Origin of the sequence: Streptomyces mirabilis (assembly GCF_018310535.1) — a bacterium.
Classification (GTDB): Bacteria; Actinomycetota; Actinomycetes; order Streptomycetales; family Streptomycetaceae; genus Streptomyces.
Genome location: NZ_CP074102.1, coordinates 1,777,109 through 1,803,837, shown reverse-complemented (window position 1 = coordinate 1,803,837; position 26,729 = coordinate 1,777,109). Strand labels below are relative to the sequence as shown.

At 70.5% G+C, this 26,729-nt stretch carries 26 protein-coding genes; 15 read left to right on the top strand and 11 right to left on the bottom strand.

What is annotated here, in order from left to right; all coding sequences use genetic code 11:
* The 3 genes from SMIR_RS08005 (at position 1) to SMIR_RS07995 (ending at position 2,922) form a co-directional block, all read left to right on the top strand.
* Entirely contained in the window at positions 1–1,248 is a 1,248-nt protein-coding gene (locus tag SMIR_RS08005; protein WP_101401163.1) for a sensor histidine kinase, read from the top strand.
* A 392-nt stretch (positions 1,249–1,640) separates the two neighbouring features.
* Positions 1,641–1,937 (top strand): DUF4193 domain-containing protein, encoded by a 297-nt coding sequence (locus SMIR_RS08000; protein ID WP_003997302.1) that lies wholly within the window; start codon positions 1,641–1,643, stop codon positions 1,935–1,937.
* A gap of 13 nt (positions 1,938–1,950) precedes the next feature.
* A complete protein-coding gene (locus SMIR_RS07995) occupies positions 1,951–2,922 on the top strand; it encodes a hypothetical protein (protein ID WP_168496466.1) in 972 nt (323 codons plus the stop codon).
* A 282-nt stretch (positions 2,923–3,204) separates the two neighbouring features.
* On the opposite strand, the gene SMIR_RS07990 is transcribed toward SMIR_RS07995, so the two are convergent.
* The gene (locus SMIR_RS07990) at positions 3,205–3,666 is read right to left on the bottom strand and encodes a DUF3093 domain-containing protein (protein WP_168496468.1); all 462 of its coding nucleotides are present in this window, start codon (positions 3,664–3,666) and stop codon (positions 3,205–3,207) included.
* Between the two features lie 58 nt (positions 3,667–3,724).
* On the opposite strand from SMIR_RS07990, the gene SMIR_RS07985 reads away from it, so the two are divergent.
* From SMIR_RS07985 to SMIR_RS07945, 9 genes are all read left to right on the top strand, one after another.
* On the top strand, positions 3,725–4,309 hold the full coding sequence (locus SMIR_RS07985; protein WP_212726814.1) for a PaaI family thioesterase: 585 nt from the start codon (positions 3,725–3,727) through the stop codon (positions 4,307–4,309).
* A complete protein-coding gene (gene dut / locus SMIR_RS07980) occupies positions 4,306–4,830 on the top strand; it encodes a dUTP diphosphatase (RefSeq protein WP_095852176.1) in 525 nt (174 codons plus the stop codon). The genes SMIR_RS07985 and dut overlap by 4 nt, the downstream gene beginning before the upstream one ends.
* A gap of 1 nt (position 4,831) precedes the next feature.
* Complete coding sequence (locus tag SMIR_RS07975) at positions 4,832–5,593, top strand: DUF3710 domain-containing protein (RefSeq protein ID WP_101401168.1); 762 nt, start codon at positions 4,832–4,834, stop codon at positions 5,591–5,593.
* Positions 5,594–5,784: 191 nt separating this feature from the next.
* Positions 5,785–6,963, top strand: coding sequence for an alginate lyase family protein (locus SMIR_RS07970; protein WP_212726813.1), 1,179 nt, complete (start codon positions 5,785–5,787; stop codon positions 6,961–6,963).
* An 86-nt stretch (positions 6,964–7,049) separates the two neighbouring features.
* Positions 7,050–7,748, top strand: coding sequence for an ABC transporter ATP-binding protein (locus SMIR_RS07965; RefSeq protein ID WP_168496474.1), 699 nt, complete (start codon positions 7,050–7,052; stop codon positions 7,746–7,748).
* Positions 7,749–7,919: 171 nt separating this feature from the next.
* Entirely contained in the window at positions 7,920–10,457 is a 2,538-nt protein-coding gene (locus tag SMIR_RS07960; protein ID WP_212726812.1) for an ATP-binding protein, read from the top strand.
* Positions 10,454–11,137: a response regulator gene (locus tag SMIR_RS07955; protein ID WP_054237129.1), complete on the top strand. Its 684-nt coding sequence runs from the start codon at positions 10,454–10,456 to the stop codon at positions 11,135–11,137. Before SMIR_RS07960 ends, SMIR_RS07955 begins: the two co-directional genes overlap by 4 nt.
* 118 nt (positions 11,138–11,255) lie before the next feature.
* The gene (locus SMIR_RS07950) at positions 11,256–11,654 is read left to right on the top strand and encodes an OB-fold nucleic acid binding domain-containing protein (RefSeq protein WP_079090087.1); all 399 of its coding nucleotides are present in this window, start codon (positions 11,256–11,258) and stop codon (positions 11,652–11,654) included.
* A 3-nt stretch (positions 11,655–11,657) separates the two neighbouring features.
* Positions 11,658–12,425, top strand: a complete 768-nt coding sequence (locus tag SMIR_RS07945; RefSeq protein ID WP_168496478.1) for a DUF3159 domain-containing protein — start codon at positions 11,658–11,660, stop codon at positions 12,423–12,425.
* A 111-nt stretch (positions 12,426–12,536) separates the two neighbouring features.
* Here the strand turns inward: SMIR_RS07945 and SMIR_RS07940 are convergent, their stop codons facing one another.
* Together SMIR_RS07940 and SMIR_RS07935 are read right to left on the bottom strand one after the other, a co-directional pair.
* The gene (locus tag SMIR_RS07940) at positions 12,537–13,214 is read right to left on the bottom strand and encodes a potassium channel family protein (protein WP_168496480.1); all 678 of its coding nucleotides are present in this window, start codon (positions 13,212–13,214) and stop codon (positions 12,537–12,539) included.
* Positions 13,214–13,885, bottom strand: a complete 672-nt coding sequence (locus tag SMIR_RS07935) for a potassium channel family protein (RefSeq protein ID WP_168496482.1) — start codon at positions 13,883–13,885, stop codon at positions 13,214–13,216. Before SMIR_RS07935 ends, SMIR_RS07940 begins: the two co-directional genes overlap by 1 nt.
* 381 nt (positions 13,886–14,266) lie before the next feature.
* On the opposite strand from SMIR_RS07935, the gene SMIR_RS07930 reads away from it, so the two are divergent.
* Positions 14,267–16,318: an APC family permease gene (locus tag SMIR_RS07930; protein WP_168496485.1), complete on the top strand. Its 2,052-nt coding sequence runs from the start codon at positions 14,267–14,269 to the stop codon at positions 16,316–16,318.
* Between the two features lie 139 nt (positions 16,319–16,457).
* Positions 16,458–17,786: a class I SAM-dependent RNA methyltransferase gene (locus SMIR_RS07925; protein WP_212726811.1), complete on the top strand. Its 1,329-nt coding sequence runs from the start codon at positions 16,458–16,460 to the stop codon at positions 17,784–17,786.
* Between the two features lie 145 nt (positions 17,787–17,931).
* Here the strand turns inward: SMIR_RS07925 and SMIR_RS07920 are convergent, their stop codons facing one another.
* A complete protein-coding gene (locus SMIR_RS07920; RefSeq protein ID WP_168496489.1) occupies positions 17,932–18,336 on the bottom strand; it encodes a transposase in 405 nt (134 codons plus the stop codon).
* 38 nt (positions 18,337–18,374) lie between these two features.
* Between SMIR_RS07920 and SMIR_RS07915 the strand changes: the two genes are divergently transcribed.
* The gene (locus SMIR_RS07915; RefSeq protein ID WP_212726810.1) at positions 18,375–19,055 is read left to right on the top strand and encodes a phosphatase PAP2 family protein; all 681 of its coding nucleotides are present in this window, start codon (positions 18,375–18,377) and stop codon (positions 19,053–19,055) included.
* Between the two features lie 7 nt (positions 19,056–19,062).
* Here SMIR_RS07915 and SMIR_RS07910 read toward each other — a convergent pair whose 3' ends face one another.
* Genes SMIR_RS07910 through SMIR_RS07880 form a run of 7 tightly spaced genes read right to left on the bottom strand, consistent with a single transcriptional unit; the run spans position 19,063 to position 26,726 of the window.
* Complete coding sequence (locus tag SMIR_RS07910) at positions 19,063–20,397, bottom strand: glutamate-1-semialdehyde 2,1-aminomutase (RefSeq protein ID WP_212726809.1); 1,335 nt, start codon at positions 20,395–20,397, stop codon at positions 19,063–19,065.
* A gap of 7 nt (positions 20,398–20,404) precedes the next feature.
* The gene (gene rfbC / locus SMIR_RS07905) at positions 20,405–20,956 is read right to left on the bottom strand and encodes a dTDP-4-dehydrorhamnose 3,5-epimerase (RefSeq protein ID WP_168496495.1); all 552 of its coding nucleotides are present in this window, start codon (positions 20,954–20,956) and stop codon (positions 20,405–20,407) included.
* On the bottom strand, positions 20,953–22,185 hold the full coding sequence (locus tag SMIR_RS07900) for a polysaccharide pyruvyl transferase family protein (RefSeq protein WP_212726808.1): 1,233 nt from the start codon (positions 22,183–22,185) through the stop codon (positions 20,953–20,955). The genes rfbC and SMIR_RS07900 overlap by 4 nt, the downstream gene beginning before the upstream one ends.
* Positions 22,182–23,129: a glycosyltransferase family 2 protein gene (locus SMIR_RS07895; RefSeq protein ID WP_168496499.1), complete on the bottom strand. Its 948-nt coding sequence runs from the start codon at positions 23,127–23,129 to the stop codon at positions 22,182–22,184. The genes SMIR_RS07900 and SMIR_RS07895 overlap by 4 nt, the downstream gene beginning before the upstream one ends.
* Entirely contained in the window at positions 23,126–24,433 is a 1,308-nt protein-coding gene (locus SMIR_RS07890) for an MATE family efflux transporter (protein WP_422664411.1), read from the bottom strand. The genes SMIR_RS07895 and SMIR_RS07890 overlap by 4 nt, the downstream gene beginning before the upstream one ends.
* Positions 24,430–25,713 (bottom strand): DUF4910 domain-containing protein, encoded by a 1,284-nt coding sequence (locus SMIR_RS07885; protein WP_168496501.1) that lies wholly within the window; start codon positions 25,711–25,713, stop codon positions 24,430–24,432. Before SMIR_RS07885 ends, SMIR_RS07890 begins: the two co-directional genes overlap by 4 nt.
* Positions 25,701–26,726 carry an NAD-dependent epimerase/dehydratase family protein gene (locus tag SMIR_RS07880; protein WP_168496503.1) on the bottom strand — a complete coding sequence of 342 codons (1,026 nt, stop codon included), beginning with the start codon at positions 26,724–26,726 and terminating at the stop codon, positions 25,701–25,703. The genes SMIR_RS07885 and SMIR_RS07880 overlap by 13 nt, the downstream gene beginning before the upstream one ends.
* Positions 26,727–26,729: the final 3 nt, after the last annotated feature.

Genomic DNA, 26,729 nt, shown 5'->3' with positions numbered 1-26,729 from the left:
GTGGCCACGACTCCCGCGCCCCCCACGGCGCCTCCGAAGCCCACGTGGGACCCCAGGAGGGCGGAGCCCCCGTTCCCCTGGCTGCGCCCGACGATCCGCATACGGCTCACGCTGCTGTACGGCGGCATGTTCCTGATCGCCGGCATCATGCTGCTGTCGATCATCTATTTGCTCGCGGCGCAGGCGCTGAACACGGGTGCCGAGCCGCTCTTCAAGATCGTCAGCGGTACGGCGATCAAGGTGAGCAGCGACAACTGCCCCGCCGTCCAGGCGGGCAACCTGTCACTCGACGAGTTCAACGTCGCGATCAGCAACTGCATCGACCACCAGCGTCAGACGGCCCTGGACGACCTGCTCAGCCGCTCCCTGCTCGCCCTGCTCGGCCTCGCGATCATCGCCTTCGCCTTCGGCTACGCGATGGCAGGCCGCGTCCTGTCGCCGCTCGGCCGGATCACCCGCACCGCGCGCGCGGTGGCGGGTTCGGACCTGTCCCGGCGGATCGAGCTGGACGGCCCCGACGACGAGCTGAAGGAGCTGGCGGACACCTTCGACGACATGCTGGAGCGGCTGCAGCGGGCCTTCACCGCCCAGCAGCGGTTCGTCGGCAACGCCTCGCACGAACTGCGCACCCCGCTCGCGATCAACCGCACGCTCCTCGAAGTACACCTGTCCGACCCTGGAGCCCCGGTGGAGCTCCAGCAGCTGGGCAAGACACTGCTCGCGACCAACGAGCGCAGCGAGCAGCTCGTCGAGGGCCTGCTGCTGCTCGCCCGCAGCGACAACCAGATCGTCGAGCGCAAGCCCGTGGACCTCGCCGAGGTCGCCACACAGGCCGTCGACCAGGTGCACGCCGAGGCCGCGGCCAAGGGGGTGGCGATCCGAGGGGAGCGCGCCGCGGCGGTCGTCCAGGGCAACGGCGTCCTGCTGGAGCGGATCGCCCTGAACCTCGTCCAGAACGCGGTGCGGTACAACGTGCCGGAGGACGGCTGGGTCGAGGTCACGACGCAGGTCCAGCACGGGCAGGCGGTACTGGTGGTCACGAACACGGGTCCGGTGGTTCCCGCGTACGAGATCGACAATCTTTTTGAGCCTTTCCGGCGGCTGCGCACGGAGCGCACGGGCAGCGACAAGGGCGTGGGTCTAGGCCTTTCCATCGCCCGGTCGGTGGCCCGCGCACACGGGGGCCATATCGCGGCAGAGCCGCGCGAGGGGGGTGGACTCGTGATGCGCGTCACCCTGCCTATCTGAGAACATGTCCCGGACACGCGACGATGTTCGCTTTGCGCGGAATCTTCTGGTCGCCCATCTGGGAGGCTCGTGTGTGATCGATCACAAGGGCGAATATCTGGCCATCTACTCTCCGTGGTCACGCAGGCTGCCGTAAAGCCGGGAAAATCCGGGTTTTCGGGGGTCTAGATCACGGGAAGTACACGGTGGGACGCCTTTGAAGTGGGCCCTTCGGACCGTGTACGGTCCGCATCGCCATCCAAGCCGATCACTCATGAGGAGTCCGGTTGGGTGTCGATTGAGTAACAGACCTTGATGTGAGGCAAAATCTCCGCCTCAGGTCGGGCACAAGTCCGGCCTCTCACGCGTTACGTGCGCTGAGACACCGCAGACACCCAGAGGGGGAGAGCGACATGGCAACGGATTACGACACCCCACGCAAGACCGACGACGACGTCGACTCGGACAGCCTTGAAGAACTGAAGGCTCGCCGGAACGACAAGTCGACGTCGTCGGTCGACGTAGACGAGTTCGAGGCCGCAGAAGGCCTGGAGCTGCCCGGAGCCGACCTCTCGAACGAGGAGCTGGCCGTCCGGGTGCTGCCCAAGCAGCAGGACGAGTTCACTTGCATGAGCTGCTTCCTGGTGCACCACCGCAGCCAGCTGGCCCGCGAGAAGAACGGTCAGCCGATCTGCCGCGACTGCGACTGAGGCAGGGTCGGCCGTGACTGGCTCGACCCCACCTTGGAAGCGCCGCTTCCCTTCACGGGCAGCGGACGAAGGGCCCTCAGACGGCCCTGAAGGCGTGCGTGACGACGAGCGGGGCTCTTCCCGACCAGGATCAGCCTCGCTCGAGCGGGCGCCCGCCACAGCGCCTACAGGCGCTTTTGCGCGGGCCGGCGAGGTGATGCCGGCCGACGATCCGGAACCGTCCGACGAGTCGGTTCCGGCGGACGTCGCCGTCCCCGCCACCGGCCGCCGTGCGGCCGGCATTCGGGACGGGGTGAGAAAGGGCGTCCAGAAGGGCGGCAGCAGGGCCAAGGCGGGCCTGTCCCACCTCGCCGACCGGATCATCGAGATCGCGCCGCGCGTTCCCGTACGGGACCTCGCGAGCCTCCGCAGGCAGTTCCCGGGACTCACCCCCGAACAGCTCGCGGACAAGCTCGTCGCGGGTGCGGCCAATGCGACGTCCACGGTGGGCGCCGGGATCGGTGCTGCCGCGATGCTGCCGGTGCCGCCCGCGATGCCGACCGAGCTCGCCGCCGAGATCACCGGCGTCGCCGCGATCGAGTTGAAGCTCATCGCCGAGCTTCATGAGGTCTACGGCCTGCGGCCGCCGGGCAATCTCAAACAGCGCAGTACGGGGTATCTGAACTCCTGGTCCTCCGAGCGCGGGATCGACGTGACCAAACCGTCGACGATCAACGCCGCTTTGGGCGGCCAGATGAAGCGTGAGCTGCGCCAGCAGATCATGAAACGCATGGTCCGGGATCTGCCGAACCTGATGCCGTTCATGGTGGGCGCTGCGGTGGGGGCGGTCATGAACCGCCGGGACACCAAGCGCCTGGCGGCACGTATCCGCAAGGACCTGCGCAAGTCCCAGGTGCCGTGGGACGCGCTCGCGGAGCTGCCGCCCCTGGAGAAGCCGGCGGATCCCCTGCGGATGGGGGAGATCCCCAAGGAACTGGGGCACTGAGCCCCGCCTGACACCGGCCGCCCGCCGAGTTGAGATGAGCGGTCGGGCGGGGGCACCGGCTCGTGGTGGGCCGGGAGCACTGGGTGCGGAGGCGCACTGTCCGTGGAGCGGTGTGCGCCGGTGGGTAACCGCTACGCGAAGGCGCACCGTCGCGCGCCGTGGTGGTTCGGGGCGCGCCTTCGTCGCAGGTGGCACTTTCGTAGAGGGACCGTTCCCCGGGCCGCGCTCCGGAGCCGCGCCCCGAAGTTGTCCCCCGAAGCCGCGCCTCTGATTCCGGAGGCCCTACGCCGCGGCCCGAGCCGCCTCGAGCGCCGCGATCAGGCGCTCCGGCTCCCTCGTCGACAGGTACAGGTACGGCGTGGGGTCGGCCGGGTCGGTGACCTGGACGCGGAGGGCCGTGGGGATGTACGCCCGCAGGAGCATGAAGGCGCGCGGGTCCGCCTTGTACGTGCGCCAGGCGCGCGCCTCCTCCTGGTCCATGATCTCCGCGTCGCCCAGGGCCGCGACCGGGATCTTCGCCTCGCCCGCGATCAGGGAGTCACCGACGACCCGGATGCGGATCGACCCGTACGCGCTCGCCACGACAGCCGAGACCGCGGTGCCGCCGACCAGCGCGCCCAGCAGCGGCAGCGTGCCGAAGGGGAGGAAGACCAGGGCCATCGCTATCCCGACAAGGAAGCAGATCGCCCACCAGCTGCGGGGGGCGGTGAGGCGTTCTTCGTACGGGGAGGCGGAGAGCTGCATGAAGCCAAGCTTGGCACGGTGCGAAGACTTGGTGGACGCGCGGGTAAGGTCTGCGGCTGTGAGTCGTACTTCCGCAGCTCTGAAGCCTTCCGCCGATGCCGTCGCGCCGGTGCGGCATCCCGACGCGCCCGCCCCCGGCGAGCTCCTCGGCGCCCACTACGAACAGTGTTTCGGGTGTGGCGGGGACCAGTCGCACGGACTGCACCTGGAGGCCCGCGCAGGAGAGGGCGTCACCGTCACGGCGGAGTTCACGGTACGGCCTGCCCACCAGGGCGCCCCGGGGCTCGCCCACGGCGGAGTGCTCGCCACCGCCCTCGACGAGACGCTCGGCTCGCTGAACTGGCTGCTGCGCACCATCGCGGTCACCGGCCGCCTGGAGACCGACTTCGTGCTGCCCGTCCCCGTGGACACGGTGCTGTACCTGGAGGCCGAGGTCACGGCGGTGGCCGGCCGCAAGATCTACTCGACCGCCACCGGGCGGATCGGTGGCCCCGACGGGCCCGTCGCCGTTCGCGCGGACGCCCTCTTCGTCGAGGTCAAGGTCGACCACTTCATCGACAACGGCCGCCCGGAGGAGATCCGGGCCGCCATGAACGAACCGGACCAGATCCGCCGTGTCCGTGCCTTCGAGGTGAACCCGTGACCCGCGAGCCCCGTCAAGAACTCGCCGTGCTGATCCGCCGCGTCGACCCGGACGTACCGCTTCCCGAGTACGCGCAGCCCGGTGACGCGGGAGCCGATCTGCGCACCACCGAGAGCCGTGAACTGAAGCCGGGCGAACGCGCCGTACTGCCCACGGGTGTGTCCATCGCGCTGCCCGAGGGGTACGCGGCCTTCGTGCACCCGCGTTCCGGGCTCGCCGCCCGCTGCGGTGTCGCCCTGGTGAATGCCCCGGGGACGGTTGATGCCGGGTACCGTGGGGAGATCAAGGTGATCGTGGTGAATCTCGACCCGCACGAGTCGGTGCGGTTCGAGCGCTTCGACCGGATTGCTCAACTGGTCGTCCAGCAGGTCGAGAAGGTCCGCTTCCAGGAGGTCGCGGAACTTCCCGACTCGGCGCGGGCCGCAGGGGGCTTCGGGTCCACCGGCGGTCATGCCGCCGTGGGCGGCACAACGGGTGGGAATCGATACGCTTCGGTCGTATCCGACCGGGAAGGACAGTGACGTGTTCGGACGTCGCAAGAAGGGCAGTGCCGCCGAGGACGCGGCGGGCGAGGCCGAGCAGGTCGTCGACAGTGTCGACACTGAGGCGGACGAGGCGGACCGGGAGCGCGTGAGGCTCGAGCCGGAGCCGCGGCCCGACGGACCCTGGGACGACTCGGAGGTGCGGGACCCCGCCGAGGGCCGCGTGGACCTGGGTGGTCTCTTCGTGCCCGGAGTCGACGGCATGGAGCTGCGGGTCGAGGTCGCGGGCGACGCGATCGTCGCGGCCACCGTCGTCCTCAAGGACAGCGCCATCCAGCTGCAGGCCTTCGCCGCTCCCAAGCGTGAGGGCATCTGGGGCGAGGTGCGCGAAGAGATCGCCTCCGGCATCACCCAGCAGGGCGGTGTCATCGACGAGGTCGAGGGCCCCCTGGGCTGGGAGCTGCGGGCGCAGGTGCCGGTGCAGCTGCCGGACGGCACGGGTGGTTTCCAGGTCGTGCGGTTCGTCGGCGTGGACGGCCCCCGCTGGTTCCTGCGCGGAGTGATCTCCGGGCAGGGCGCCGTGCAGCCGCAGGCCGCGGGCCTGCTGGAGCAGATCTTCCGGGACACGGTCGTCGTACGCGGTGAGGGTCCGATGGCCCCGCGCGACCCGATCGTCCTGAAGCTGCCGAACGACGCGCAGATGGTGCCCGAGGGTGTCCAGCAGGAGGAGCAGAGCGGTTCCCGCTTCTCCGGAGGCATGGGACAGCTGCAGCGCGGACCGGAGATCACCGAGGTCCGCTAGGGCCTGGCCGGCGGACGCTCCGAGGGCAGAACGGCCATACGGCTTCAAAGGGCCGCACCCCTCGACGGGTGCGGCCCTTTCGCGTGTGCAATCCCTTGACGGACAGTTGGTCTGTACCTATGGTCTCGGCCCAACGCCTATGTTCATACAGGCGTTCATCGTTCACATACGAGAACGGATGGCCCCCCACCATGCGCCGTACCGCACTCCTCGCCACCGTCACCGCCCTCGTCGCGGGCGCCCTCGCCTGGCCCGCCGCCCGACAGGCCGACGCCGCCCCCGTGACCTTCGCGCACCCCGGAGTCACGGTCTCCAGGAGCCAGCTGGACTTCGCCCGCACCAAGGTCAACGCCGGGGCCCAGCCCTGGAAGGCCGCGTACGACCAGATGATGGCGAGCAAGTACGCCGACCTGAACCGCGTCCCGAAGCCCCGCGCGACCGTGGAGTGCGGCTCCTACTCCAACCCCAACAACGGCTGCACGGACGAGCGCGAGGACGCGATAGCCGCGTACACCGACGCCCTCGCCTGGTACATCACCCGCGACGACCGGTACGCGCAGAAGTCCATCGCCCTGATGGACGCCTGGTCGGCCGTGATCAAGGAGCACACCAACAGCAACGCGCCCCTGCAGACCGGCTGGGCCGGCTCCTCCTGGCCCAAGGCCGCCGAGCTCATCAAGTACACCTACACCGGCACCTGGGCCAACTCCGGCCGCTTCGCGACCATGCTGCGCACCGTCTACCTCCCCGAGGTCATCAACGGCTCGAACTCCAACGGGAACTGGGAACTGTCGATGATGGAGGCCGCCGTCGGCATCTCCGTCTTCCTCGAGGACCGGACGTCGTACGACAAGGCCATGGCGAAGTTCCGGACCCGTACGGCCGCGTACGTCTATCTCTCCTCCGACGGCGCGCTGCCCAAGACCGTGCCGAGCCAGAACCTCGACACCACCGCGAAGATCGTCAACTACTGGCAGGGGCAGTCCACCTTCGTCACCGGGCTCACTCAGGAGACCTGCCGCGACTTCACGCACACCGGGTACGGCATCTCGGCCATCTCGCACATCGCCGAGACCAGCCGGATCCAGGGCGAGGACCTGTACGGCACCGACGTCGGCGAGCGGCTGCGGCAGGCGCTCGGATTCCAGGCGAAGTACCAGCTGGGCGAGGCGGTGCCGAGCTGGCTGTGCGGCGGTTCCCTCACCCTCGGGCTGGGTCCCGTGACCGAGACCGGCTACAACGCCCTGCACAACCGCCTGGGCATCGCCATGACCAACACCCAGAAGCTGACCGAGCAGAACCGGCCGTCCGGCAGTAACAACCTCTTCGTCGCCTGGGAGACTCTCACCGACGGGGACAACCCCAACTGACGCCCTCTCCGGCCGGGCGCCCCGGTGGCGACACCGGGGCACCCGAACGGCGGGGGAGGGAATCGCCCGGCTGACCGGGGAGGGACATGAGCCAGGTCGAGGTCGCCACGAAGACCATGGTGCGCGTCGAGAACGTGCATCGCTGGTACGGCGGTGGAGCCGCCGTCGTACCCGCCCTGCGCGGCGTCTCCTTCGATGTGCCACGCGGCGAACTCGTCGCCCTCACCGGCTGCCCCGGGTCCGGCAGGACCACGCTTCTCAACATGGTCGGCGGGCTCGACGAACCGGACGCGGGGCGGATCACCGTTGACGGGCTCGCACTGGACAGGCTCGGCGAGGACGGCCTGCTGGAACTGCGCCGGGACCGGATCGGCTTCGTCTTCCAGCCCCTCGGGCTCATCCCGCTGCTCACGGTCGCCGAGAACGTCGGTGTGCCGCTGCGGCTGCGCGGGGTCGCGCAGCACGTGCGCGAGGAGCGGATCGCACGGCTGCTCTCGCTCGTCGGGCTCACCGACCACGCGGCGCGCCGGCCCGGGGAGCTCACCGGCGGGCAGCAACAGCGCGTGGCGATTGCGCGCGCCCTCGCGGGCGAACCCGCGCTCCTCGTCGCCGACGAGTTCGCGGCCGGGCTCGACCCCGGGACCGGCCGTGCCCTGATGGAGCTGCTGCACGTGATCGTCCGCGGCGAACAGGTGACGGCCCTGATCGCCCCCTCCAGGGCGACCCCGCTCGACCCGGCCGATCGGATCCTGGAGCTGCGCGACGGAGGAATCGTCGAGCACTGAGCCGACCGCCGGGCCCAACAGGGCCCGGACCAGCGCATCAGGGTTGTGCCGACCGGCGCATCAGGGTTGCGTCAAAGACGGCCGTCGGCCGACTCCCCACCCCATTTGTCGAGATTGTTGGCCGTAAGGTCGACGCTGCGTATACAGCGGTGACAGGAAGACAATGGGGCCATGGGACGCGGCAAGCTTCGGATCTACCTCGGTGCGGCACCGGGGGTCGGCAAGACGTACGCGATGCTCTCCGAGGCGCACCGCCGCGTGGAGCGGGGCACCGACTGTGTCGTCGCCTTCGTACAGCACCACAACCGGCCGCGCACCGAGGTGATGCTGCACGGCCTGGAGCAGGTTCCGCGCAAACAGCTCGACTACCGGGGCTCCGTCTTCACCGAGATGGACGTGGACGCCGTACTGCTCCGCGCCCCGGCCGTCGCCCTGGTGGACGAACTCGCGCACACCAATGTCCCCGGCTCCCGCAACGCCAAGCGCTGGCAGGACGTCGAGGAACTCCTCGCCGCCGGGATCGATGTCGTCTCCACCGTCAACATCCAGCACCTTGAGTCGCTGGGTGACGTCGTGGAGTCCATCACGGGCGTACGGCAGCGCGAGACCGTACCCGACGAGGTTGTACGGCGGGCCGACCAGATCGAACTGGTCGACATGTCGCCCCAGGCGCTGCGTCGCCGTATGGCGCACGGCAACATCTACAAGTCCGACAAGGTCGACGCGGCCCTGTCCAACTACTTCCGGCCCGGCAACCTCACCGCCCTGCGTGAACTCGCCCTGCTGTGGGTGGCCGACCGGGTCGACGAGTACCTGACCGAGTACCGCAGCGAGCACCGGGTCTCGAAGATCTGGGGGTCGCGCGAGCGGATCGTGGTCGGGCTGACCGGGGGTCCCGAGGGGCGCACGCTGATCCGCCGGGCCGCCCGGCTCGCGGAGAAGGGCGCGGGCGGCGAGGTCATGGCCGTCTACATAGCCCGCAGCGACGGACTGACCTCCGCCTCGCCCAAGGAACTCGCCGTCCAGCGCACCCTGGCCGAGGACCTCGGCGGCACCTTCCACCATGTCGTCGGGGACGACATACCGGTCGCGCTGCTCGACTTCGCGCGCGGGGTGAACGCCACCCAGATCGTGCTCGGCTCCTCGCGCCGCAAGACCTGGCAGTACGTCTTCGGGCCCGGCGTCGGTGCCACCGTCGCCCGCGAGTCGGGTCCCGACCTGGACGTCCACATCGTCACCCACGACGAGGTCGCCAAGGGACGCGGACTGCCGGTCGCCCGGGGCGCGCGGCTCGGCCGCTCCCGGATCATCTGGGGCTGGCTGGTCGGCGTGGGCGGCCCGGTGGTGCTGGCTCTGCTGCTGAACACCATCGACCTCGGCCTCGCCAACGACATGCTGCTGTTCCTGACGGTGACGGTCGCGGCGGCGCTGCTCGGCGGACTCTTCCCGGCCCTTGCCTCGGCGGCCTTCGGCTCGCTGCTGCTGAACTACTACTACACGCCGCCGCTGCACCGGCTGACGATCGCCGACCCGAAGAACATCGTCGCCATCGCGATCTTCGTCGGGGTCGCGGTGTCGGTGGCCTCCGTCGTGGACCTCGCCGCCCGGCGTACGCACCAGGCGGCCCGGCTGCGCGCCGAGTCGGAGATCCTCTCCTTCCTCGCGGGCAGTGTGCTGCGCGGCGAGACCAGCCTGGAGGCCCTGCTGGAACGGGTCCGGGAGACCTTCGGCATGGAGTCGGTCGCCCTGCTGGAGCGAGCCGGCGAGGTCGACCCGTGGACGTGCGCGGGCAGCGTGGGCCCCCAGTCACCGAAGCGCCCCGAGGACGCGGACGTGGACATGCCGGTCGGCGACCACATGGCGCTCGCGCTCTCCGGACGCGTGCTGCCCGCCTCCGACCGCCGGGTGCTCGCCGCCTTCGCCGCCCAGGCCGCAGTCGTCCTGGACCGCCAGCGCCTCCAGCACGAGGCCGACCAGGCCAAGGAGCTGGCCGAGGGCAACCGCATCCGTACCGCGCTGCTCGCCGCCGTCAGCCACGACCTGCGTACCCCGCTGGCCGCGATCAAGGCCGCCGTGTCCTCGCTGCGGTCCGACGACGTGGCCTGGTCGGAGGAGGACCAGGCGGAGCTCCTGGAGGCGATCGAGGAGGGCGCCGACCGGCTCGACCACCTGGTGGGCAACCTGCTCGACATGTCCCGCCTGCAGACCGGCACGGTCACCCCGCTGATCCGCGAGATCGACCTCGACGAGGTGGTCCCGATGGCGCTGGGCGGCGTACCCGAGGGCAGTGCCGAGCTGGACATCCCCGAGACACTGCCCATGGTCGCCGTCGACCCCGGTCTGCTGGAACGCTCGGTCGCCAACCTCGTCGAGAACGCCGTCAAGTACAGCCCCGCCGACGAACCGGTCCTGGTGTCCGCGAGCGCCATGGCGAACCGGGTGGAGGTACGGGTGGTGGATCGCGGCCCCGGCGTCCCGGACGAGGCCAAGGACCGAATTTTCGCGCCCTTCCAGCGCTACGGCGACGCTCCCCGCGGCGCGGGCGTCGGCCTCGGCCTCGCGGTCGCCCGCGGCTTCGCCGAGGCGATGGGCGGCACACTGAACGCCGAGGACACGCCTGGCGGCGGACTCACCATGGTGCTCACGGTTCGGGCGGTGGACAGGCTGCCCGACCTGGCCACGGCAACAGCAGAAAGGCAGGCTTCATGACCAGGGTGCTCGTGGTCGATGACGAGCCGCAGATCGTACGTGCCCTCGTGATCAACCTGAAGGCACGGCACTACGAGGTCGACGCGGCCGCCGACGGCGCCGGCGCGCTCCAGCTCGCCGCCGCCCGCCATCCCGACGTCGTCGTCCTCGATCTCGGGCTGCCCGACATGGACGGCGTAGAGGTGATCAAGGGGCTGCGCGGCTGGACCCGGGTGCCGATCCTGGTGCTCTCGGCCCGGCACTCCTCGGACGAGAAGGTCGAGGCGCTCGACGCGGGCGCCGACGACTACGTCACCAAGCCCTTCGGCATGGACGAACTGCTGGCCCGGCTGCGCGCCGCCGTGCGCCGCGCGGAGCCGACCGGGGGCGGCGAGGACGACGTCGTCGTCGACACCGAGGACTTCACGGTCGATCTGGCCGCCAAGAAGGTCAACCGGGAGGGACGGGACGTACGGCTCACCCCCACGGAGTGGCACCTGCTGGAGGTGCTGGTGCGCAACACCGGCCGCCTGGTCAGCCAGAAGCAGCTGCTCCAGGAGGTGTGGGGACCGTCGTACGGCACTGAGACGAACTACCTGCGGGTCTACATGGCACAGCTGCGCCGCAAGCTGGAGGTGGACCCCTCGCATCCTCGGCACTTCATCACGGAGCCGGGGATGGGATACCGGTTCGAGAAGTAGTCCTTGCGGGAACGGGTACAGGGGGAGCAGGGATGCAGGAAGGGCACGGGTGCGCGAAAGAGCACTGGAGGGCGCACACGTTCAACCGACGTCAGTGCTCCCCGGTACGCTTTCGGATATGAGTGCTGTTCCTCGTTCCGAAAAGCCGGCGGGCCGGTTCCGGCGCATGATCGACCGGCTCTCCTCGTCCCAGGAGGACCTGGAGTCCGAGGAGCTGCGCGAGGACTCCGAAACCGCGGGCTGTACGCGGATCGGTGACTGCCACGACCGACAGATCGTCACGGTTACTGGTACCTTGCGCACGGTCACTCTGCGCCCACGGGCCGGAGTCCCGGCCCTGGAGGCCGAGCTGTTCGACGGTTCGGCCGCCCTGGACGTGGTCTGGCTCGGCAGACGCTCCATCGTGGGCATAGAACCGGGACGCAAGTTGATCGCCTCGGGCCGGATTTCGATGAGCCGGGGCCGTAGGGTGCTGTTCAATCCGAAGTACGAACTCAGACCCCTTGGACGGGAGTAGCCGGTGACGTCGCTCGACAAGCCGACCGAAGACGCCCAGGACGCCCAGCAGGATGCGCGGGCGGTGACCGAGGCCGCACTCTTCGAGGCGTTCGGCGGCGTGCGGGGCATGGTCGAGACGGTGGTGCCCGGCCTGCTCTTCGTCACCATCTTCACGATCAACAAGAACCTGCACTGGTCGGCGATCGCCGCCCTCGCGGTGTCCCTGCTGCTGGTCGTGGTCCGCCTCGCGATGCGGGACACCGTCAAGCACGCCTTCAGCGGCGTCTTCGGCGTCGCGTTCGGTGTGGTCTTCGCGATGATGACGGGCAACGCCAAGGACTTCTATCTGCCGGGCATGCTCTACACGCTCGGCCTGGCCGTCGCGTACATCGTGACGACCCTCGCGGGCGTGCCTCTGATCGGTCTGATCCTCGGCCCGGTCTTCAAGGAGAACCTCTCCTGGCGCACCCGCAACCCGGGCCGCAAGAAGGCGTACGCGAAGGCCAGTTGGGCCTGGGGCCTGATTCTGCTCGCCAAGTGCGCGATCCTCTTCCCGCTCTACTGGTGGGCCAACACCGCGCAACTGGGCTGGGTCCTGATCGCGTTGAAGATCCCGCCCTTCCTGCTTGCCGTCTGGCTCACCTGGGTGTTCCTGGCAAAGGCCCCTGCCCCCATCGACGTGTTCGCCGAGATGGAGGCGGAGGAGCAGGCCGAGAAGGAGCGCAAGGCCGCCCTCGCGAACGAGTCCGGTGACGAGGCCACGGCCGGCCGTCACCGCCGCGACGCGTAGCGGTTTCCCGTACGAGGTAATTCCCGCTACCACGTAGTTCCCCGTACGACGCAGGGGGCGCCCGGAGATCTCCGGGCGCCCCCTGCGTCGTATCGCAGCTGTCGGAGCCGACTAGCTCGTCGCGTCGTCGCGGCGGACCGAGAGCAGGTCCTCGAGCTGTTCCTCGCGGGCCTGGGCGGCGACGAAGAGGAGCTCGTCGCCCGCCTCCAGGGAGTCCTCCCGGGAGGGCGTGAGGACGCGGGTGCCACGGATGATCGTGACCAGGGAGGTGTCCTCGGGCCACTCCACGTCGCCGACCTGCGTGCCGGCCAGGGCCGACTCCGGCGGGAGGGTCAGCTCGACCAGGTTGGCGTCGCCGTGGCTGAAGCGCAGCAGCCGGACCAGGTCGCCGACGCTCACCGCCTCCTCGACCAGGGCCGACATCAGACGCGGGGTGGAGACCGCCACGTCCACGCCCCAGGCCTCGTTGAACAGCCACTCGTTCTTGGGGTTGTTCACACGGGCGACGACGCGCGGGACACCGTACTCGGTCTTCGCGAGCAGTGAGACGACCAGGTTGACCTTGTCGTCACCGGTGGCCGCGATGACCACGTTGCAGCGCTGCAGCGCCGCCTCGTCCAGCGAGGTGATCTCGCAGGCGTCGGCGAGCAGCCACTCCGCCTGCGGGACGCGCTCGACCGAGATGGCGGTCGGCGCCTTGTCGATCAGCAGAATCTCGTGCCCGTTCTCCAGGAGCTCGCCCGCGATGGAGCGACCGACGGCACCGGCACCGGCAATGGCGACCCTCATCAGTGACCGCTCTCCTCTTCGGGGCCCTCGGCGAACGACGCCTCGACCTTCTCGACGTCGTTCGTGCGCATCATCACGTGCACGAGGTCGCCCTCCTGCAGCACCGTCTGCGAGGTGGGCAGGATCGCCTCGCCCAGCCGCGTGAGGAAGGCCACACGCACCCCGGTCTCGTCCTGGAGGCGGCTGATCTTGTGGCCGACCCAGGCGGCGGAGGCGTGTACCTCGGCGAGCTGCACCCCGCCGGTGGGGTCGCGCCACAGCGGCTCGGCACCCGAGGGGAGCAGCCGCCGCAGCATCTGGTCGGCCGTCCAGCGGACGGTGGCGACGGTCGGGATGCCCAGGCGCTGGTAGACCTCGGCGCGGCGCGGGTCGTAGATCCGCGCCGCGACGTTCTCGATGCCGAACATCTCGCGGGCCACCCGGGCGGCGATGATGTTCGAGTTGTCACCGCTGGAAACGGCGGCGAAGGCGCCGGCCTCCTCGATACCCGCTTCGCGCAGGGTGTCCTGGTCGAAGCCGACTCCGGTGACACGACGGCCGCCGAAGCCGGAGCCCAGTCGTCGGAAGGCGGTGGGGTCCTGATCGATCACAGCGACCGTGTGCCCCTGTTGCTCCAGGGTCTGGGCCAGAGCGGAACCCACTCTTCCGCAGCCCATGATGACGATGTGCACGACCGTCCTTCCGAATGTAAATGGTTACGGCTCAGGCTAAACAGGGTCTCAGACCGCCGCCCAAGCTACACACGCGCGGTCGATCAGGGGCACCCCTGTGCACGTTCGCCTGCGCGTTCCCGGCGATCAGCGGCGATTGAAGCTGCGCACGCTGAGAAGAGTCAGGATTCCGAGGCAGACGAGTCCTGCGGTGGCGCCGATGAGCTCAGCGGTCGCGTGCATGGAACCTCCATAGTGGGATAAACAGGGGCTTTGTCATATAGACATGCGGAAGTGCGGGGCCGCGGAATCCGCAACGGGGCCCCTCCCCGTTTTCACTCGGAGAGCAGATGTCGAGCGGCGGGTGGGCGACCCCCCGTTCGAACGCTTACGATCCTCTGCGTGTCCAAACTGACCGACGTGCCCAAACGGATCCTGATCGGGCGCGCACTGCGCAGTGATCGGCTCGGGGAAACCCTCCTGCCGAAGCGCATCGCACTCCCCGTCTTCGCATCCGACCCGCTCTCCTCCGTGGCCTACGCACCCGGGGAAGTGCTTCTGGTCCTCTCCATCGCGGGCGTGTCGGCCTACCACTTCAGCCCCTGGATCGCGCTCGCGGTCGTCGTGCTGATGTTCACGGTGGTCGCTTCCTACCGACAGAACGTGCACGCCTACCCCAGTGGTGGCGGCGACTACGAGGTGGCCAACACCAACCTCGGCCCCAGGGCCGGCCTCACCGTCGCCAGCGCGCTGCTCGTCGACTACGTCCTCACCGTCGCCGTGTCGATCTCGTCCGGCATCGAGAACCTCGGCTCCGCCATCCCCTTCGTCGTCGAGCACAAGGTGCTGTGCGCCGTCGTCGTCATCGTGCTGCTCACGCTGATGAACCTGCGCGGAGTGAAGGAGTCCGGAAAGCTCTTCGCGATTCCGACGTACGTCTTCGTCGCGGGCGTCTTCATCATGATCGCGTGGGGCGCCTTCCGTGGGCTCGTCCTGAACGACACCATGCGCGCCCCGACCGCCGACTACCACATCAAGGCCGAGCACCAGGGGCTCGCGGGCTTCGCGCTCGTCTTCCTGCTGCTGCGCGCCTTCTCCTCCGGCTGCGCGGCGCTCACCGGCGTCGAGGCCATCTCCAACGGCGTCCCCGCCTTCCGCAAACCCAAGTCGAAGAACGCCGCGACCACTCTCGCGGCGATGGGCCTGCTGGCCGTCACCATGTTCTGCGGCATCATCGCCCTGGCCATGTCGACCAAGGTCCGGATGGCCGAGAACCCAGCCACCGACCTGATCCACAACGGCGTCCCGATCGGCTCCGGCTACGTCCAGAACCCGGTGATCTCTCAGGTCGCCGAGGCGGTCTTCGGCAAGGGCAGCTTCCTGTTCATCGTGCTCGCCGCCGCCACCGCGCTGGTCCTGTTCCTCGCGGCCAACACCGCGTACAACGGCTTCCCGCTGCTCGGCTCGATCCTCGCCCAGGACCGCTATCTGCCGCGCCAGCTGCACACCCGCGGCGACCGCCTCGCCTTCTCGAACGGCATCGTCCTGCTCGCGGGCGCGGCCACGCTCCTGGTCGTCATCTACGGCGCCGACTCGACCCGGCTGATCCAGCTCTACATCGTCGGCGTCTTCGTCTCCTTCACGCTCAGCCAGACCGGCATGGTCCGGCACTGGAACCGCCACCTGCGCACCGAGAAGGACCCGGCCAAGCGCAGCCACATGTTCCGCTCTCGCGCGATCAACGCCTTCGGCGCCTTCTTCACCGGCCTGGTGCTGGTCGTCGTCCTCGTCACCAAGTTCACGCACGGCGCCTGGGTCGCCCTGCTCGGCATGGTGATCTTCTACGCGACGATGAGCGCGATCCGTAAGCACTACGACCGCGTCGCCGAGGAGATCGCCGCCCCCGAGGGGCCCTCCGACGACAGTGTCCGCCCCTCCCGGGTCCACTCGGTGGTCCTGATCTCCAAGATCCACCGCCCGACCCTGCGGGCCCTCGCCTACGCCAAGCTGATGCGCTCCGACACCCTCGAGGCGCTCAGCGTCAACGTCGACCCGGCCGAGACCAAGGCACTGCGCGAGGAGTGGGAGCGGCGCGGCATCGACGTACCGCTGAAGGTCCTCGACTCGCCGTACCGCGAGATCACCCGGCCCGTCATCGAGTACGTGAAGGGCCTGCGCCGGGAGTCCCCGCGCGACGCGGTCTCGGTCATCATCCCCGAGTACGTGGTCGGCCACTGGTACGAGCATCTGCTGCACAACCAGAGCGCGCTGCGGCTCAAGGGCCGGCTGCTGTTCACACCCGGTGTGATGGTCACCTCGGTGCCCTACCAGCTGGAGTCCTCGGAGGTCGCGAGGAACCGGGCCCGTAAGCGGCAGGAGTGGAACGCGCCGGGTGCGGTGCGCCGGGGTCCGGCGGAGGAGCGCCCGAAGGAGTCCTCGAACGCCAAGGGCTGACGGCCTTGCGACCGCAGGGGCCGACGGCCTTGTGGTGAGCGGCCGGGCAACGTCCACGTAGACTGGTGGGCTGTTGTCCGGCCGTTCGCGGTTCCGCGACCCCTTCCTCATCCCCTTTCGCATCTGGAGTCACCCCGCCATGCAGGCAGAACCGAAGAAATCGCTGGTGGGGGAGGAGTACGAGGTCGAGATCGGCCCCGTGGCCCATGGCGGGCACTGCATCGCCCGTTCGGCCGAGGGCCAGGTCCTCTTCGTCCGGCACGCCCTGCCCGGCGAGCGCGTCGTCGCGCGTGTCACGGAGGGCGAGGAGGGCGCGCGCTTCCTGCGCGCGGACGCGGTGACGATCCTCTCGGCGTCCAAGGACCGCGTCGAAGCCCCCTGCCCCTACGCGGGACCCGGCCGCTGCGGCGGCTGCGACTGGCAGCACGCCAAGCCGGGCGCGCAGCGCCGCCTCAAGGGCGAGGTCATCGCCGAGCAGCTGCAGCGGCTCGCGGGCCTCACGCCCGAGGAGGCGGGCTGGGACGGCACGGTGATGCCCGCCGAGGGCGACAAGCTGCCCGCCGGCGAGGTCCCGGCCTGGCGCACGCGTGTGCAGTACGCCGTGGACGCGGACGGCAACGCCGGACTGCGCCGCCACCGCTCGCACGAGGTCGAGCCGATCGAGCACTGCATGATCGCGGCGCCGGGCGTGAGCGAACTCGGTATCGAGGAGCGCGACTGGTCCGGCATGGCCTCGGTCGACGCGATCGCCGCGACCGGCTCCCAGGACCGCATGGTCATCCTGGAGCCCCGCCCCGGCGCCCGACTGCCCCTCGTGGAGCTCGACAAGCCCGTCTCCGTGATGCGCGTCGAGGAGCACGACGGCGGCATCCACCGCGTCCACGGCCGCGCGTTCGTGCGCGAGCGGGCCGACGGCCGTACGTACCGTGTCGGCAGCGGCGGCTTCTGGCAGGTCCACCCGATGGCGGCCGACACCCTGGTCAAGGCCGTCATGCAGGGCCTGATGCCGCGCAAGGGCGAGATGGCGCTCGACCTGTACTGCGGCGTCGGCCTCTTCGCGGGCGCCCTCGCGGACCGCCTCGGCGACAAGGGCGCGGTCCTCGGCATCGAGTCCGGCAAGCGCGCGGTCGAGGACGCCCGGCACAACCTCACCGCCTTCGAGCGGGTCCGCATCGAACAGGGCAAGGTCGAGTCGGTCCTCCCGCGCACCGGCATCACCGAGGTCGACCTGATCGTCCTCGACCCGCCCCGCGCCGGCGCCGGCAAGAAGACGGTCGAGCAACTCTCGTCCCTGGGCGCCCGCCGCATCGCGTACGTCGCCTGCGACCCGGCGGCGCTCGCCCGCGACCTCGGGTACTTCCGCGACGGCGGGTACAAGGTACGGACGCTGCGGGCGTTCGATCTCTTCCCGATGACGCATCATGTGGAGTGCGTCGCCATTCTTGAGCCGGTCCGACAGGCCGTCTGACCTGTGGCTTCTCGGGAATGGGCATAGGTTCGACCTGTTTCCGGTGGATGCAACAGGTGGATGCGGAGAACCATCCAGAAGCAAAATTCGAGGAGTGTTGACACGCGGACTTTCCGACGGCGGTTTGCCGCGACCGCGTTGTTGGTTAGGGTGCCAAGTGGACGGCGGGGGGCTCGTTGGTGGGGAGTTGGCACCAGAAGGCATGTCGGCGGGCGGCAGCGGGCAGTTCTCGGGGGCGCGGCATCGCCGTAGCGGCGGGTGACATGGCGTCGGCCCCGACGGGAGGGGGAAGGTGCATCGCATCTGCCGGATGGTCTGCGACGGTGTGCGGGCTTCCGCTGGGGTTGTGGCGGCAGCCGGCGACCAGAGCCCGAGACGCGATGCGCGCGGCGCGGGCGGTCGTGGCCGCGACCACGCCGTTTCCGGCCTGCCCGCGGGAGCCGAGGTACTGACGGGACACATAGGCCGTGGCGTGGCCGGACTTACGGTCACTGGAGTCGTCCGGAAACAACGCCCCGCCGTCGTGGGGCGCGGTCGCCGGCGCGGGCATGAGCAAAGCACCTCAGGTCGACCGGACGCGGTGGGCGTGTGACCGGCCGGTCGGCGCCCGCGGTGCTGCCCCCATCGCTGCGCGTGCGGCTCGGGCCGATTGCGGCCCTCGCCGCGCTGGTGGTCGTCGCGCTCGGGGCCCTGTATGCCGACGACAGCAGGCCCAGCATGGTGGACGCGCGGATCTCGGCGGCGGTGGACGGTGTGCGGCCGCCGTGGCGGCACGTCGCTCTGGTCATGGACTTCTTGGGGGAGCCCGTGGGGGCGGCGACGTTGGTCGTGGCCGCCGTGACGGGCTGCCTGCTGCTTCGGCGTCCTCGCGCGGCGGTGCTCGTCGTGGCCGGCGTCGGCATGGCCGTGGGGACGGCGACGCTGCTCAAGTCCCTGGTGGGACGCACCATCCACGACGGGAACCTGTCCTACCCGAGCGGGCACACCGCCTTCGCCACCGCGCTCGCCCTCGTGGTGGCGTTGCTCGCGACCGGCCGGCTCGGCCTCGGCAGGACGGCCGACACGATACTCGTGCTCGCCGCGGCGCTGGTTGCCGGCGCCGTCATGGGCTGGGCGCAGGTCGCCCTGGGCGCGCACTACCCGACCGACGTCCTCGGCGGCTGGTGCACCGCGCTGGCGGTGATACCGGCGACCGCGTGGCTGGTCGACCGGATGGCTGACCGGCTGGTCGATCGGATGGCCGACGCCGGTCGGCGGGAGCGTCTCTGACGTCACGTCACGCCCGGCGGCGGAATACGGGCTTCACCGGTCGTCCGGCCAGCCAGGGGGTGGGGTCAGCGGCGTCCAGTGCCTTCCGGTACACCGCACATGCCTGGGCCACCACGTCGACGGTGTGATCGATGTCGGCGTCGTCGAGCGCGCTGCTCACCACGAACGACGGGGCCAGCACCCCGCCCGCGAGGAGTCGGCGCAGGAACAGGGTGCGGTACCGCTGCGACGGCCGCAGGTTCTCGTCGAGGGTGGCGAAGACCAGGTTGCTGGCCCGGCCCCGGACGACGACGTGGTCGCCGACGCCCATGGCGGCCGCGGCGTCGCGGACACCGGCGGTCAGCCGCTCGCCCAGGGCGTGCAGCCGCGCGGTGACGCCCTCCTCGATGTAGGTGGTCTGCACGGCCATCGCTGCTGCCAGGGAGTGTGTTTCCGCACCGTGCGTGGTGGACAGCAGGAACACCCGGTCTCCGGAGTGACGCAGCCCGCCCCGCTCCATCAGATCGCGCCGCCCGGCCAGCGCGGAGACGGCGAATCCGTTGCCCAGCGCCTTGCCGAACGTGGAGAGGTCGGGGACGACGCCGTACAGGCCCTGGGCGCCCGCCTCGGACCAGCGGAAGCCGGTGATCATCTCATCGAAGATCAGTACGCAGCCGTGCCGGTCGGCCAGCTCGCGCAGGCCGGCGAGGTACCCGGGCGGCGGCTCGGTGTGGGTGGCGGGTTCCAGGATCAGGCAGGCGACCTCGTCCTGGTACCGGGTGAGCAGCTCCTGCGTGGCGGCCAGGTCCCCGTAAGGGAACGCCACGGTGAGCTCGTTGGTCGCCGCCGGAATGCCGGCGGACATCTGCGTGGTGCCGATGAACCAGTCGTCGACGGAGAAGAACGGATGGTCGGCGCAGATGGCCACCCGCGGGCGCCCGGTGGCGGCGCGGGCGAGGCGCACCGCGGCGGTGGTGGCGTCGGAGCCGTTCTTCGCGAACTTCACCATCTCGGCCGTCGGCACCGTGGCCAGGAAGCGTTCCGCGGCTTCGACCTCCACGATGGACGGCCGGACGAAGTTGCTGCCGCGGTCGAGTTCCCGCCGCACCGCCTCGATCACGCGTGGGTGGGCGTGGCCGAGGCTGACCGACCGCAGGCCGGAGCCGTACTCGACGTAGCGGTTGCCGTCGATGTCCCACACGTGGGCACCGCGGCCGTGGCTGATGACCGGGGCCAGGTTCTCGGGGTACTGGTCGTCGCCCTTGGCGTAGGTGTGCGCGCCCCCGGGGATCATGGCGTGCAGCCGCTCGTTCGCCACCCGCGAGCGGGGCAGAAGGAGTTCTTCGGTGTCTTCGGTGGGCACGCCGACCTCAACTTTCCTTGTGCTGCAGGACCTTGGCGAGGCTCGGCGCCTCCCGGTCCCGCTGGGACATCGATGTGACCGGCAGCGGCCAGGGGATGGCGAGCTCGGGGTCGTCGAAGGCGATCGTCACGTCCTCGGCCGGATCGTGCGGGCGGTCGATCCGGTACGAGGTGTCGGCGGTCTCGGTCAGCGCCTGGAAGCCGTGCGCGCACCCCGCCGGGATGTACAAGGTCACCTGCGTCTCGCCGGACAGCTCGAAGAAGGCCCGGTTCCGGTATGTCGGCGAGTCCGGCCGCAGGTCCACGACGACGTCGAAGATCCTCCCGTACGAGCACCGCACCAGCTTGGCCTCGCCTGCGCCGGAGCGCAGGTGCAGGCCGCGCAGCACGCCCCGGACCGAGCGGGACAGGCTGTCCTGGACGAAGGCGTCCGGGTCGAGGCCCACCGAGCGGACCACGTCGGCGTCGAACGTGCGGCAGAAGAAGCCGCGCTCGTCGGCGTACGGCGTCGGCTCGAAGAGGTACGCGCCGGTGATCTCCGGGACTTCGGTCGCCTTCATGGAGCCTTCCGCAAGGTGTGGGCGTGGTCGGTCGCCGGGAACAGGGCCGCGGTCAAGGAGTTGAACTGGTGCTCGAGTTGCCGGGCGGCGGCCAGGTTCCGCTCGGTGAGGGTCTGCCGCAGCTCGGCCGAACGCTTCTCCAGCGCACGGAACTGCTCGAGCAGTCGGTCGGCGTCGACCTCGCGCGCCGGGTGGCAGTACGCGCCGAGGCCCATCTCCGCCATGAGCGCGTCGCTCTTCGCCGCGTAGCAGAGAGCGAGCACCGGCGTACCGGTCTTCAGCGCGCAGATCAGGTTGTGGTAACGGATCGCCACCACGGTGTCGGCAGCCGCCATCTCCTTCATCAGGTCGGCCAGTGAGGACGGCTCGGCAGCGGTGACCAGCGGTGAATCCACCGCGTCGAGGATCGAGGCGACCACCGACGCGTCGCACTCGTCACCGGTGAGCAGCCGGACAGCCCTGCCCTCCTCGACCAGCGCGCGGACGAACCGGACCGTCCCGTCGAGGTAGCGCCGGTATATCTCCTCGGCCCGGGCGCGATCGTCGTTGCCGCCGTGGAAGTCCATGACGCCGACGCAGACAGGGCCCGGCGGGGCCGAGGGCGCGCTCGCCCGTGGCGTCGGCAGGGCGAACGCGAGGTCCGGGTAGACCTCGTCGCGCGCGGTGTCCACGCCCATCGCCCGCATCGCGTCGCGGGACTGGGCGTCCCGGTACGACCGGTACGCGGCCAGCCGCCCCGACCAGCGCACCAGGGCCCGGGTGGGCCGGTTGCCGATCTCGGCGGCGCCGACGCTGACCAGCGCGACCCGGGTGCGCAGCAGCCGGCCGCTCGCGCAGAGCAGGAACAGCGAGTACGGAAAGCCCCACGGCCGCAGCGGCAGTGTGGCCTCCAGGACGCCCATGCCCGGCACGATCACCACGTCGTGCCGGCGCACCCAGGCGGCGGTGCGGAAGACGTCGACGAGTTTGCCGAGCCCCTTGGCCGCGATCGCGCCCGCACGTGACGCGGTCCGGTACTCGGCGCGGTTCCAGTGCATCCGTGTGGCGGGGATCCCGAACCGGGCCGTCACGGCCTCGGGCCCGCCGCACAGGGCGTCCACGACCGCCTCCGGGTGGTCGGCGCGGAGGTATCCGAGGACGGCTTCGAGCGAGCCGTCGTTGCCGAGGTTGCCGGAGCCGAGCAGGCCGAACACCCCGACGCGCACCGGAGTTCGGTCGGCGGACGTCATGCGTGCCTCCCCTCACGACCGGCGACGAGGGCGTCGACGGAGACCGTGAGCTGGGCCGGGTCGACGGGGGCGCGGTCCTCGACCCGCTCGCCGGCGCCGGGCCGGACCCGGCTGGTCATCCACGCGGCCAGGTGGCGGTAGCACGCGCGCCGGTCGGCCGGGGACAGCGGCGCCCGCCGGATCGCCGAGGCGAAGCCCCAGACGTACTCGGCGAGCAGCCGGGGCGTCGGGTGCAGCGGGCCTGCCCGGCGCGGGTCCAGGTTGACGCACCGGGAGCGCTTTGAAGGGTTCGCCCGCTCGGCGCGCGTGGGGTGGTCGCGGCGGAAGTACAGCAGCTCCGGCACCTGGTGGAAGGGCCCGTGCAGGGTGATCTCGGCGACGAAGGTGCGGTCCGCGTGGTGGTAGCTGTCGAGCGGCCTCACCCGGCGCAGCATGTCGGCCCGCATCACCCCGTAGAAGTCGTCGCCTCCCGGCTCGAACAACAGACTGCGGAAGCGCTCCGGCGCGTGCGGGGAGTCGGTGGCGAGCGTGTACTCGTAGGGCACCGTCACCTGGCCGTCGCCGTCGATGACCGCCTGGTCGGTGTGTGCGAGGATCACGTCCGGCCGCTCGTCCAGGGCTTCCACGCAGCGCCGCAGCAGGTCGCGGCCGTAGAGGTCGTCGTGCGAGGCCCACTTGAACAGTTCGCCGCGGGACTCGGCGAACACATGGTTGTGGTTCGGCGTGGCGCCGATGTTCCGGGGCAGCCGGAGGTACCGGATGCGGGAGTCCTGCGCGGCGTACTTGCGGCAGATGTCCTCGGTCCCGTCGGTCGAGGCGTTGTCGGAGACGACCAGTTCGAAGTCCTCGTAGGTCTGGCCGAGCAGGGCGTCGAACGACTCGGCCAGGTACTCCTCGCCGTTGTACACGGGCAGGCCGATGCTCAGCCTCGGTCGGTCGGTCATGAGGTCCTCACTTCGGGGATGGGATCGCGGTGGCGCTCGCGCAGGGCGGAGCGCAGTTGCAGCCACCACACGACCGAGCCGCTGATGGTCGCGGCGGCGACGCCCCAGGCCGAGCCGGCCGTGCCGGCGAGGGCCGCCCCGCCGAGCCCGCCGCCGACGTAGCAGGCGGAGGCGAACAGCTGGCAGCGCAGGCTGCGCCGGGCCGCGCCGAGCGCGCGCAGCCCGGCCGCCGCGCCGGTGCCGAGGCCCGCTCCCGCGACGCTGAGGGTGATCTGCACGATGAGGTGTGAGGAGGAGTGCCAGACGTCGCCGAGCGCCAGCTCGCCGAGCCGGCCCGGCATCAGCAGCAGCGCCGAGCCCCAGAGCAGTGCTCCGGCGGCCTGCCCCCCGCCGAGGAGGAGACAGAACCTGCCCAGTTGACGCGGGGCCTGCCGCAGCACCCGTGCCGCCTCCGGGACGGTGACCAGCGAAAGCCCCATCAGTACGGCGAGGAACGGGCCGAGCAGGAGCTCGGCGCCCCGCACCGCGCCCACCGCGCTCACTCCGACGATCGCGCCGAGCCCGTACGCCCGCAGCTGGCTCGCGCCGCTGAGGCTGACGTTCTCGACCAGATACCGGTAGCCGAGATCACGCTGTTCGCGCAGCCACCCGCGTGCCTGTGCCGTCCGGGGCCGGATGCCGGACTGGACGCAGCCGTACCCCGCCGCCACCGTGGCGGACGCGCCCCAGGCGAGCACGAAGGCGGCCACGCTGCCCACATGGGCCGCCACCACCATGGCCGGGACGAGCGCGATGCCCCACACGACATCGTTGACGAACGCCTTCCGCCCGTTGCCGGCGGCGAAGAACGAGAACCGCCAGGCGTCCTGGAGCAGCAGCCCCGGCAACATGACACCGAGGGCGGCGAACGCGGGCCCCACCCGGCCGCCGAGGCCGAGCCCGGCCACCAGACACACCACTCCGAGGGCCGTACCGACGCCGAGTGCGGTACCCGTCGAGCGGGCCACCGCCCCGCGCCAGGACTCCTCCGGCACCCCGCTGAAGCGCACCACGAGTGGGTCGGTGGCAAGGCCGCGGGAGACGTTGAGCACCACGCCGTACGTCACCCAGGCGAGGCTGAACACACCGAACGCGGTCACCCCCAGCGAGCGGGCCACGTAGATGCCCACCGCGAAGTTGCTCACGCTGGAGGCCGCCTGGTCGGCCAGTCCCCAGGAGAGCCGGCCGACGAGGGCCCGCTTGGCGGATCGGGCCGGTGGCGCCGTTGTCTGCGGATTCTCCCCCTCGGTGGTCATCGGCGTCATGTCTTGATCAGCCCGGCCTCGTGCAGAGCACCGGCCGCGCCGGCGACGGTGTCGAACGGGAGCCCGGACCGCTCGGCGACGTCCAGCAGACTGTGCTCGCCGTCGGAGAGGTTGAGCACCCAGAGCATGGCCATCTGGGCCTGCTTGGTGTCACTGCGGCCACCGAGCGCGTCGTACAACCCGCGCCGGCCCAGCTGCGGTTCGCCGTAGGGGCTGAGGTTGAGGTACCGCCGGTTGCGGTCGAGGACCGCGAACGCCTCGCGGCAGACCGCGAGGGTGTCCGCCATCGCCGTCGGGGAGACGAAGTCCAGGTTGTCCGCCGAGGTGTGGTACTCGGGGTAGCCCGCGTACGGGGTCCGGGTGAGCGAGCCCACGCCCAGATTGAACCCGGGCGAGCAGAACTGCCGCTCGTCGTAGCCGTACGGAGTGAACTCGTTGACGCGGTGCGGGCGTTCGGATGCGGCCAGCACGTGCCGCATCACCCGGTCGATCTCCGCGTCGCCGCGCCTGCTCTGCTTGTACGTCACCTGTCCCGGGTCTCCGGCGCAGGCCAGCACGAGGCCGTGCTTGACCCGTTCGATCCGCTCCGCGTTTCGGGCCAGCCAGGTGATCGCCCCGATGGTGCCGGGCGCGAACAGGAACCGGTAGGTGTAGTACGGCTGCTCCTCCGCCAGCGCTCGCGCCAGGAACGTCGCCACCGCGATGCCGGCCAGGTTGTCGTTGGCCAGCGACGGGTGGCAGACGTGGCAGGAGACGATCACCTCGTCGGCGACCTGCCCGGGGACCACGTGCTCGGCGTAGGTGAGGTGGCCATCGGCGAGTGTGGAGTCGATGCGCACCTCGTACTCGCCGTCCGGCAGCGCGTCCAAGGTCTCCTGGGCCAGGCAGAACCCCCATTCCGGCTTGTAGTAGCTGGTGCGGTACGGCACCCAGGCCGGGTGGTCCGGCAGGGTGTGCAGATGTCCGCGCAGCTCGGCCAGCGGCATGGTCGCAGCCACCGGCACGCTGTAGCCGAGCACGTGCAGGCTGGACGCGGCGAAGTCGACGACCCGGTTGCCGGCGGTGTTGGCGATGTACGCGTCCCGGATGTTCCACTCCTGCGGCACCGTCCAGTCGAGCACCTGAGTCCCCGTCGGCACCTCGTGCACCTGCAGCGGGACGTACTCGCCGACGATCTCCAGAGTGGCGCGCACACCGTCGCCGGTGATGCTCCGGCACAGCGGGTACAACCGTTCCACCAGCGTGTGCATCTCTTCGCCGGCCGTGGTCATCGGCGCCACCGCAGGGTGTCGTCGACGGCGCCGGCTTCGGTCGCCGCGCGCAGCACGGCCAGCCGGGTGAAGCGTCGCTCGAAGTCCTCCCGGGTCAGTCCGTGTTTCCTGTAGGCGTCGGCGAGTTCGAGCGCACCCTGCTTCACCGTCCACTCGCAGTCGAAGCCGGGCAGCGCGGCGCGGAACCGGGAGAAATCCACCCGGTACGACCGCGGATCGGCACCGGTCTCTCCGGTGATCACCACCTTCGCGCCGGCTACCGCCTCGGCGACCTGCTCGGCGATCTCGGCGACCGTGACGTTGTTGATCTCGCTGCCGATGTTGAACGCCCGGTCGTGCACGGCTTCGCGCGGCGCGGTCAGCGCGGCCGCGAAGGCCCGTGCGATGTCGGCCGCGTGCACCAGCGGGCGCCAGGGGGTGCCGTCGGAGAGCACAAGGACCTCGCCGGACAAAAGGGCGTGCCCCACCAGGTTGTTCAGCACGATGTCGGCGCGCAGCCGGGGCGAGTAGCCGAAGGCGGTGGCGTTGCGCATGAACACCGGGCTGAAGTCGCCGTCGGCCAGCGCGTGCAGGTCGTCCTCCACCCGCACCTTGGACTCCGCGTACGGCGTCACCGGTCGCAGCGGGGCGTCCTCGGTCACCAGGTCGCCGCCGCCTGCGGCGCCGTAGACCGAGCAGGTCGACGCGTACAGGAAGCGCCGCACTCCGGCGTCGCGGGCCAGCCGGGCCAGCCGCACGGACGCGTGGTGGTTGATGTCGTAGGTGAGCTCCGGCGCCAGCGATCCCAGCGGGTCGTTGGACAGCGCGGCCAGGTGGATCACGGCATCCACCCCGGCCACGTGCTCGGCCGTGACGTCGCGCAGGTCCACCCGCGGCCCCGGCGGGTCCGCGGGCTGCGGGCCCAGCACGCAGTCGGCGAACAGGCCGGCGTCAAGACCGACGACCTCGTGCCCGGCGGCCGCGAGGACCGGGGCCATCACGGTGCCCAGATAGCCCTGGTGTCCGGTCAGCAGTACGCGCAAGGT

Excerpts from the sequence above, each read along its gene's own strand:
- SMIR_RS07900 (WP_212726808.1), bottom strand. The coding sequence starts at position 22,185 with ATGACGTCCGCCGACCGAACTCCGGTGCGCGTCGGGGTGTTCGGCCTG.
- SMIR_RS07990 (WP_168496468.1), bottom strand. The coding sequence starts at position 3,666 with ATGCAGCTCTCCGCCTCCCCGTACGAAGAACGCCTCACCGCCCCCCGC.
- SMIR_RS07890 (WP_422664411.1), bottom strand. The coding sequence starts at position 24,433 with ATGACGCCGATGACCACCGAGGGGGAGAATCCGCAGACAACGGCGCCA.
- SMIR_RS07950 (WP_079090087.1), top strand. The coding sequence starts at position 11,256 with ATGAGTGCTGTTCCTCGTTCCGAAAAGCCGGCGGGCCGGTTCCGGCGC.
- SMIR_RS07895 (WP_168496499.1), bottom strand. The coding sequence starts at position 23,129 with ATGACCGACCGACCGAGGCTGAGCATCGGCCTGCCCGTGTACAACGGC.
- SMIR_RS07965 (WP_168496474.1), top strand. The coding sequence starts at position 7,050 with ATGAGCCAGGTCGAGGTCGCCACGAAGACCATGGTGCGCGTCGAGAAC.
- SMIR_RS07955 (WP_054237129.1), top strand. The coding sequence starts at position 10,454 with ATGACCAGGGTGCTCGTGGTCGATGACGAGCCGCAGATCGTACGTGCC.
- rfbC (WP_168496495.1), bottom strand. The coding sequence starts at position 20,956 with ATGAAGGCGACCGAAGTCCCGGAGATCACCGGCGCGTACCTCTTCGAG.
- SMIR_RS07940 (WP_168496480.1), bottom strand. The coding sequence starts at position 13,214 with ATGAGGGTCGCCATTGCCGGTGCCGGTGCCGTCGGTCGCTCCATCGCG.
- SMIR_RS07925 (WP_212726811.1), top strand. The coding sequence starts at position 16,458 with ATGCAGGCAGAACCGAAGAAATCGCTGGTGGGGGAGGAGTACGAGGTC.
- SMIR_RS07960 (WP_212726812.1), top strand. The coding sequence starts at position 7,920 with ATGGGACGCGGCAAGCTTCGGATCTACCTCGGTGCGGCACCGGGGGTC.
- SMIR_RS07970 (WP_212726813.1), top strand. The coding sequence starts at position 5,785 with ATGCGCCGTACCGCACTCCTCGCCACCGTCACCGCCCTCGTCGCGGGC.
- SMIR_RS07920 (WP_168496489.1), bottom strand. The coding sequence starts at position 18,336 with ATGCCCGCGCCGGCGACCGCGCCCCACGACGGCGGGGCGTTGTTTCCG.
- SMIR_RS08000 (WP_003997302.1), top strand. The coding sequence starts at position 1,641 with ATGGCAACGGATTACGACACCCCACGCAAGACCGACGACGACGTCGAC.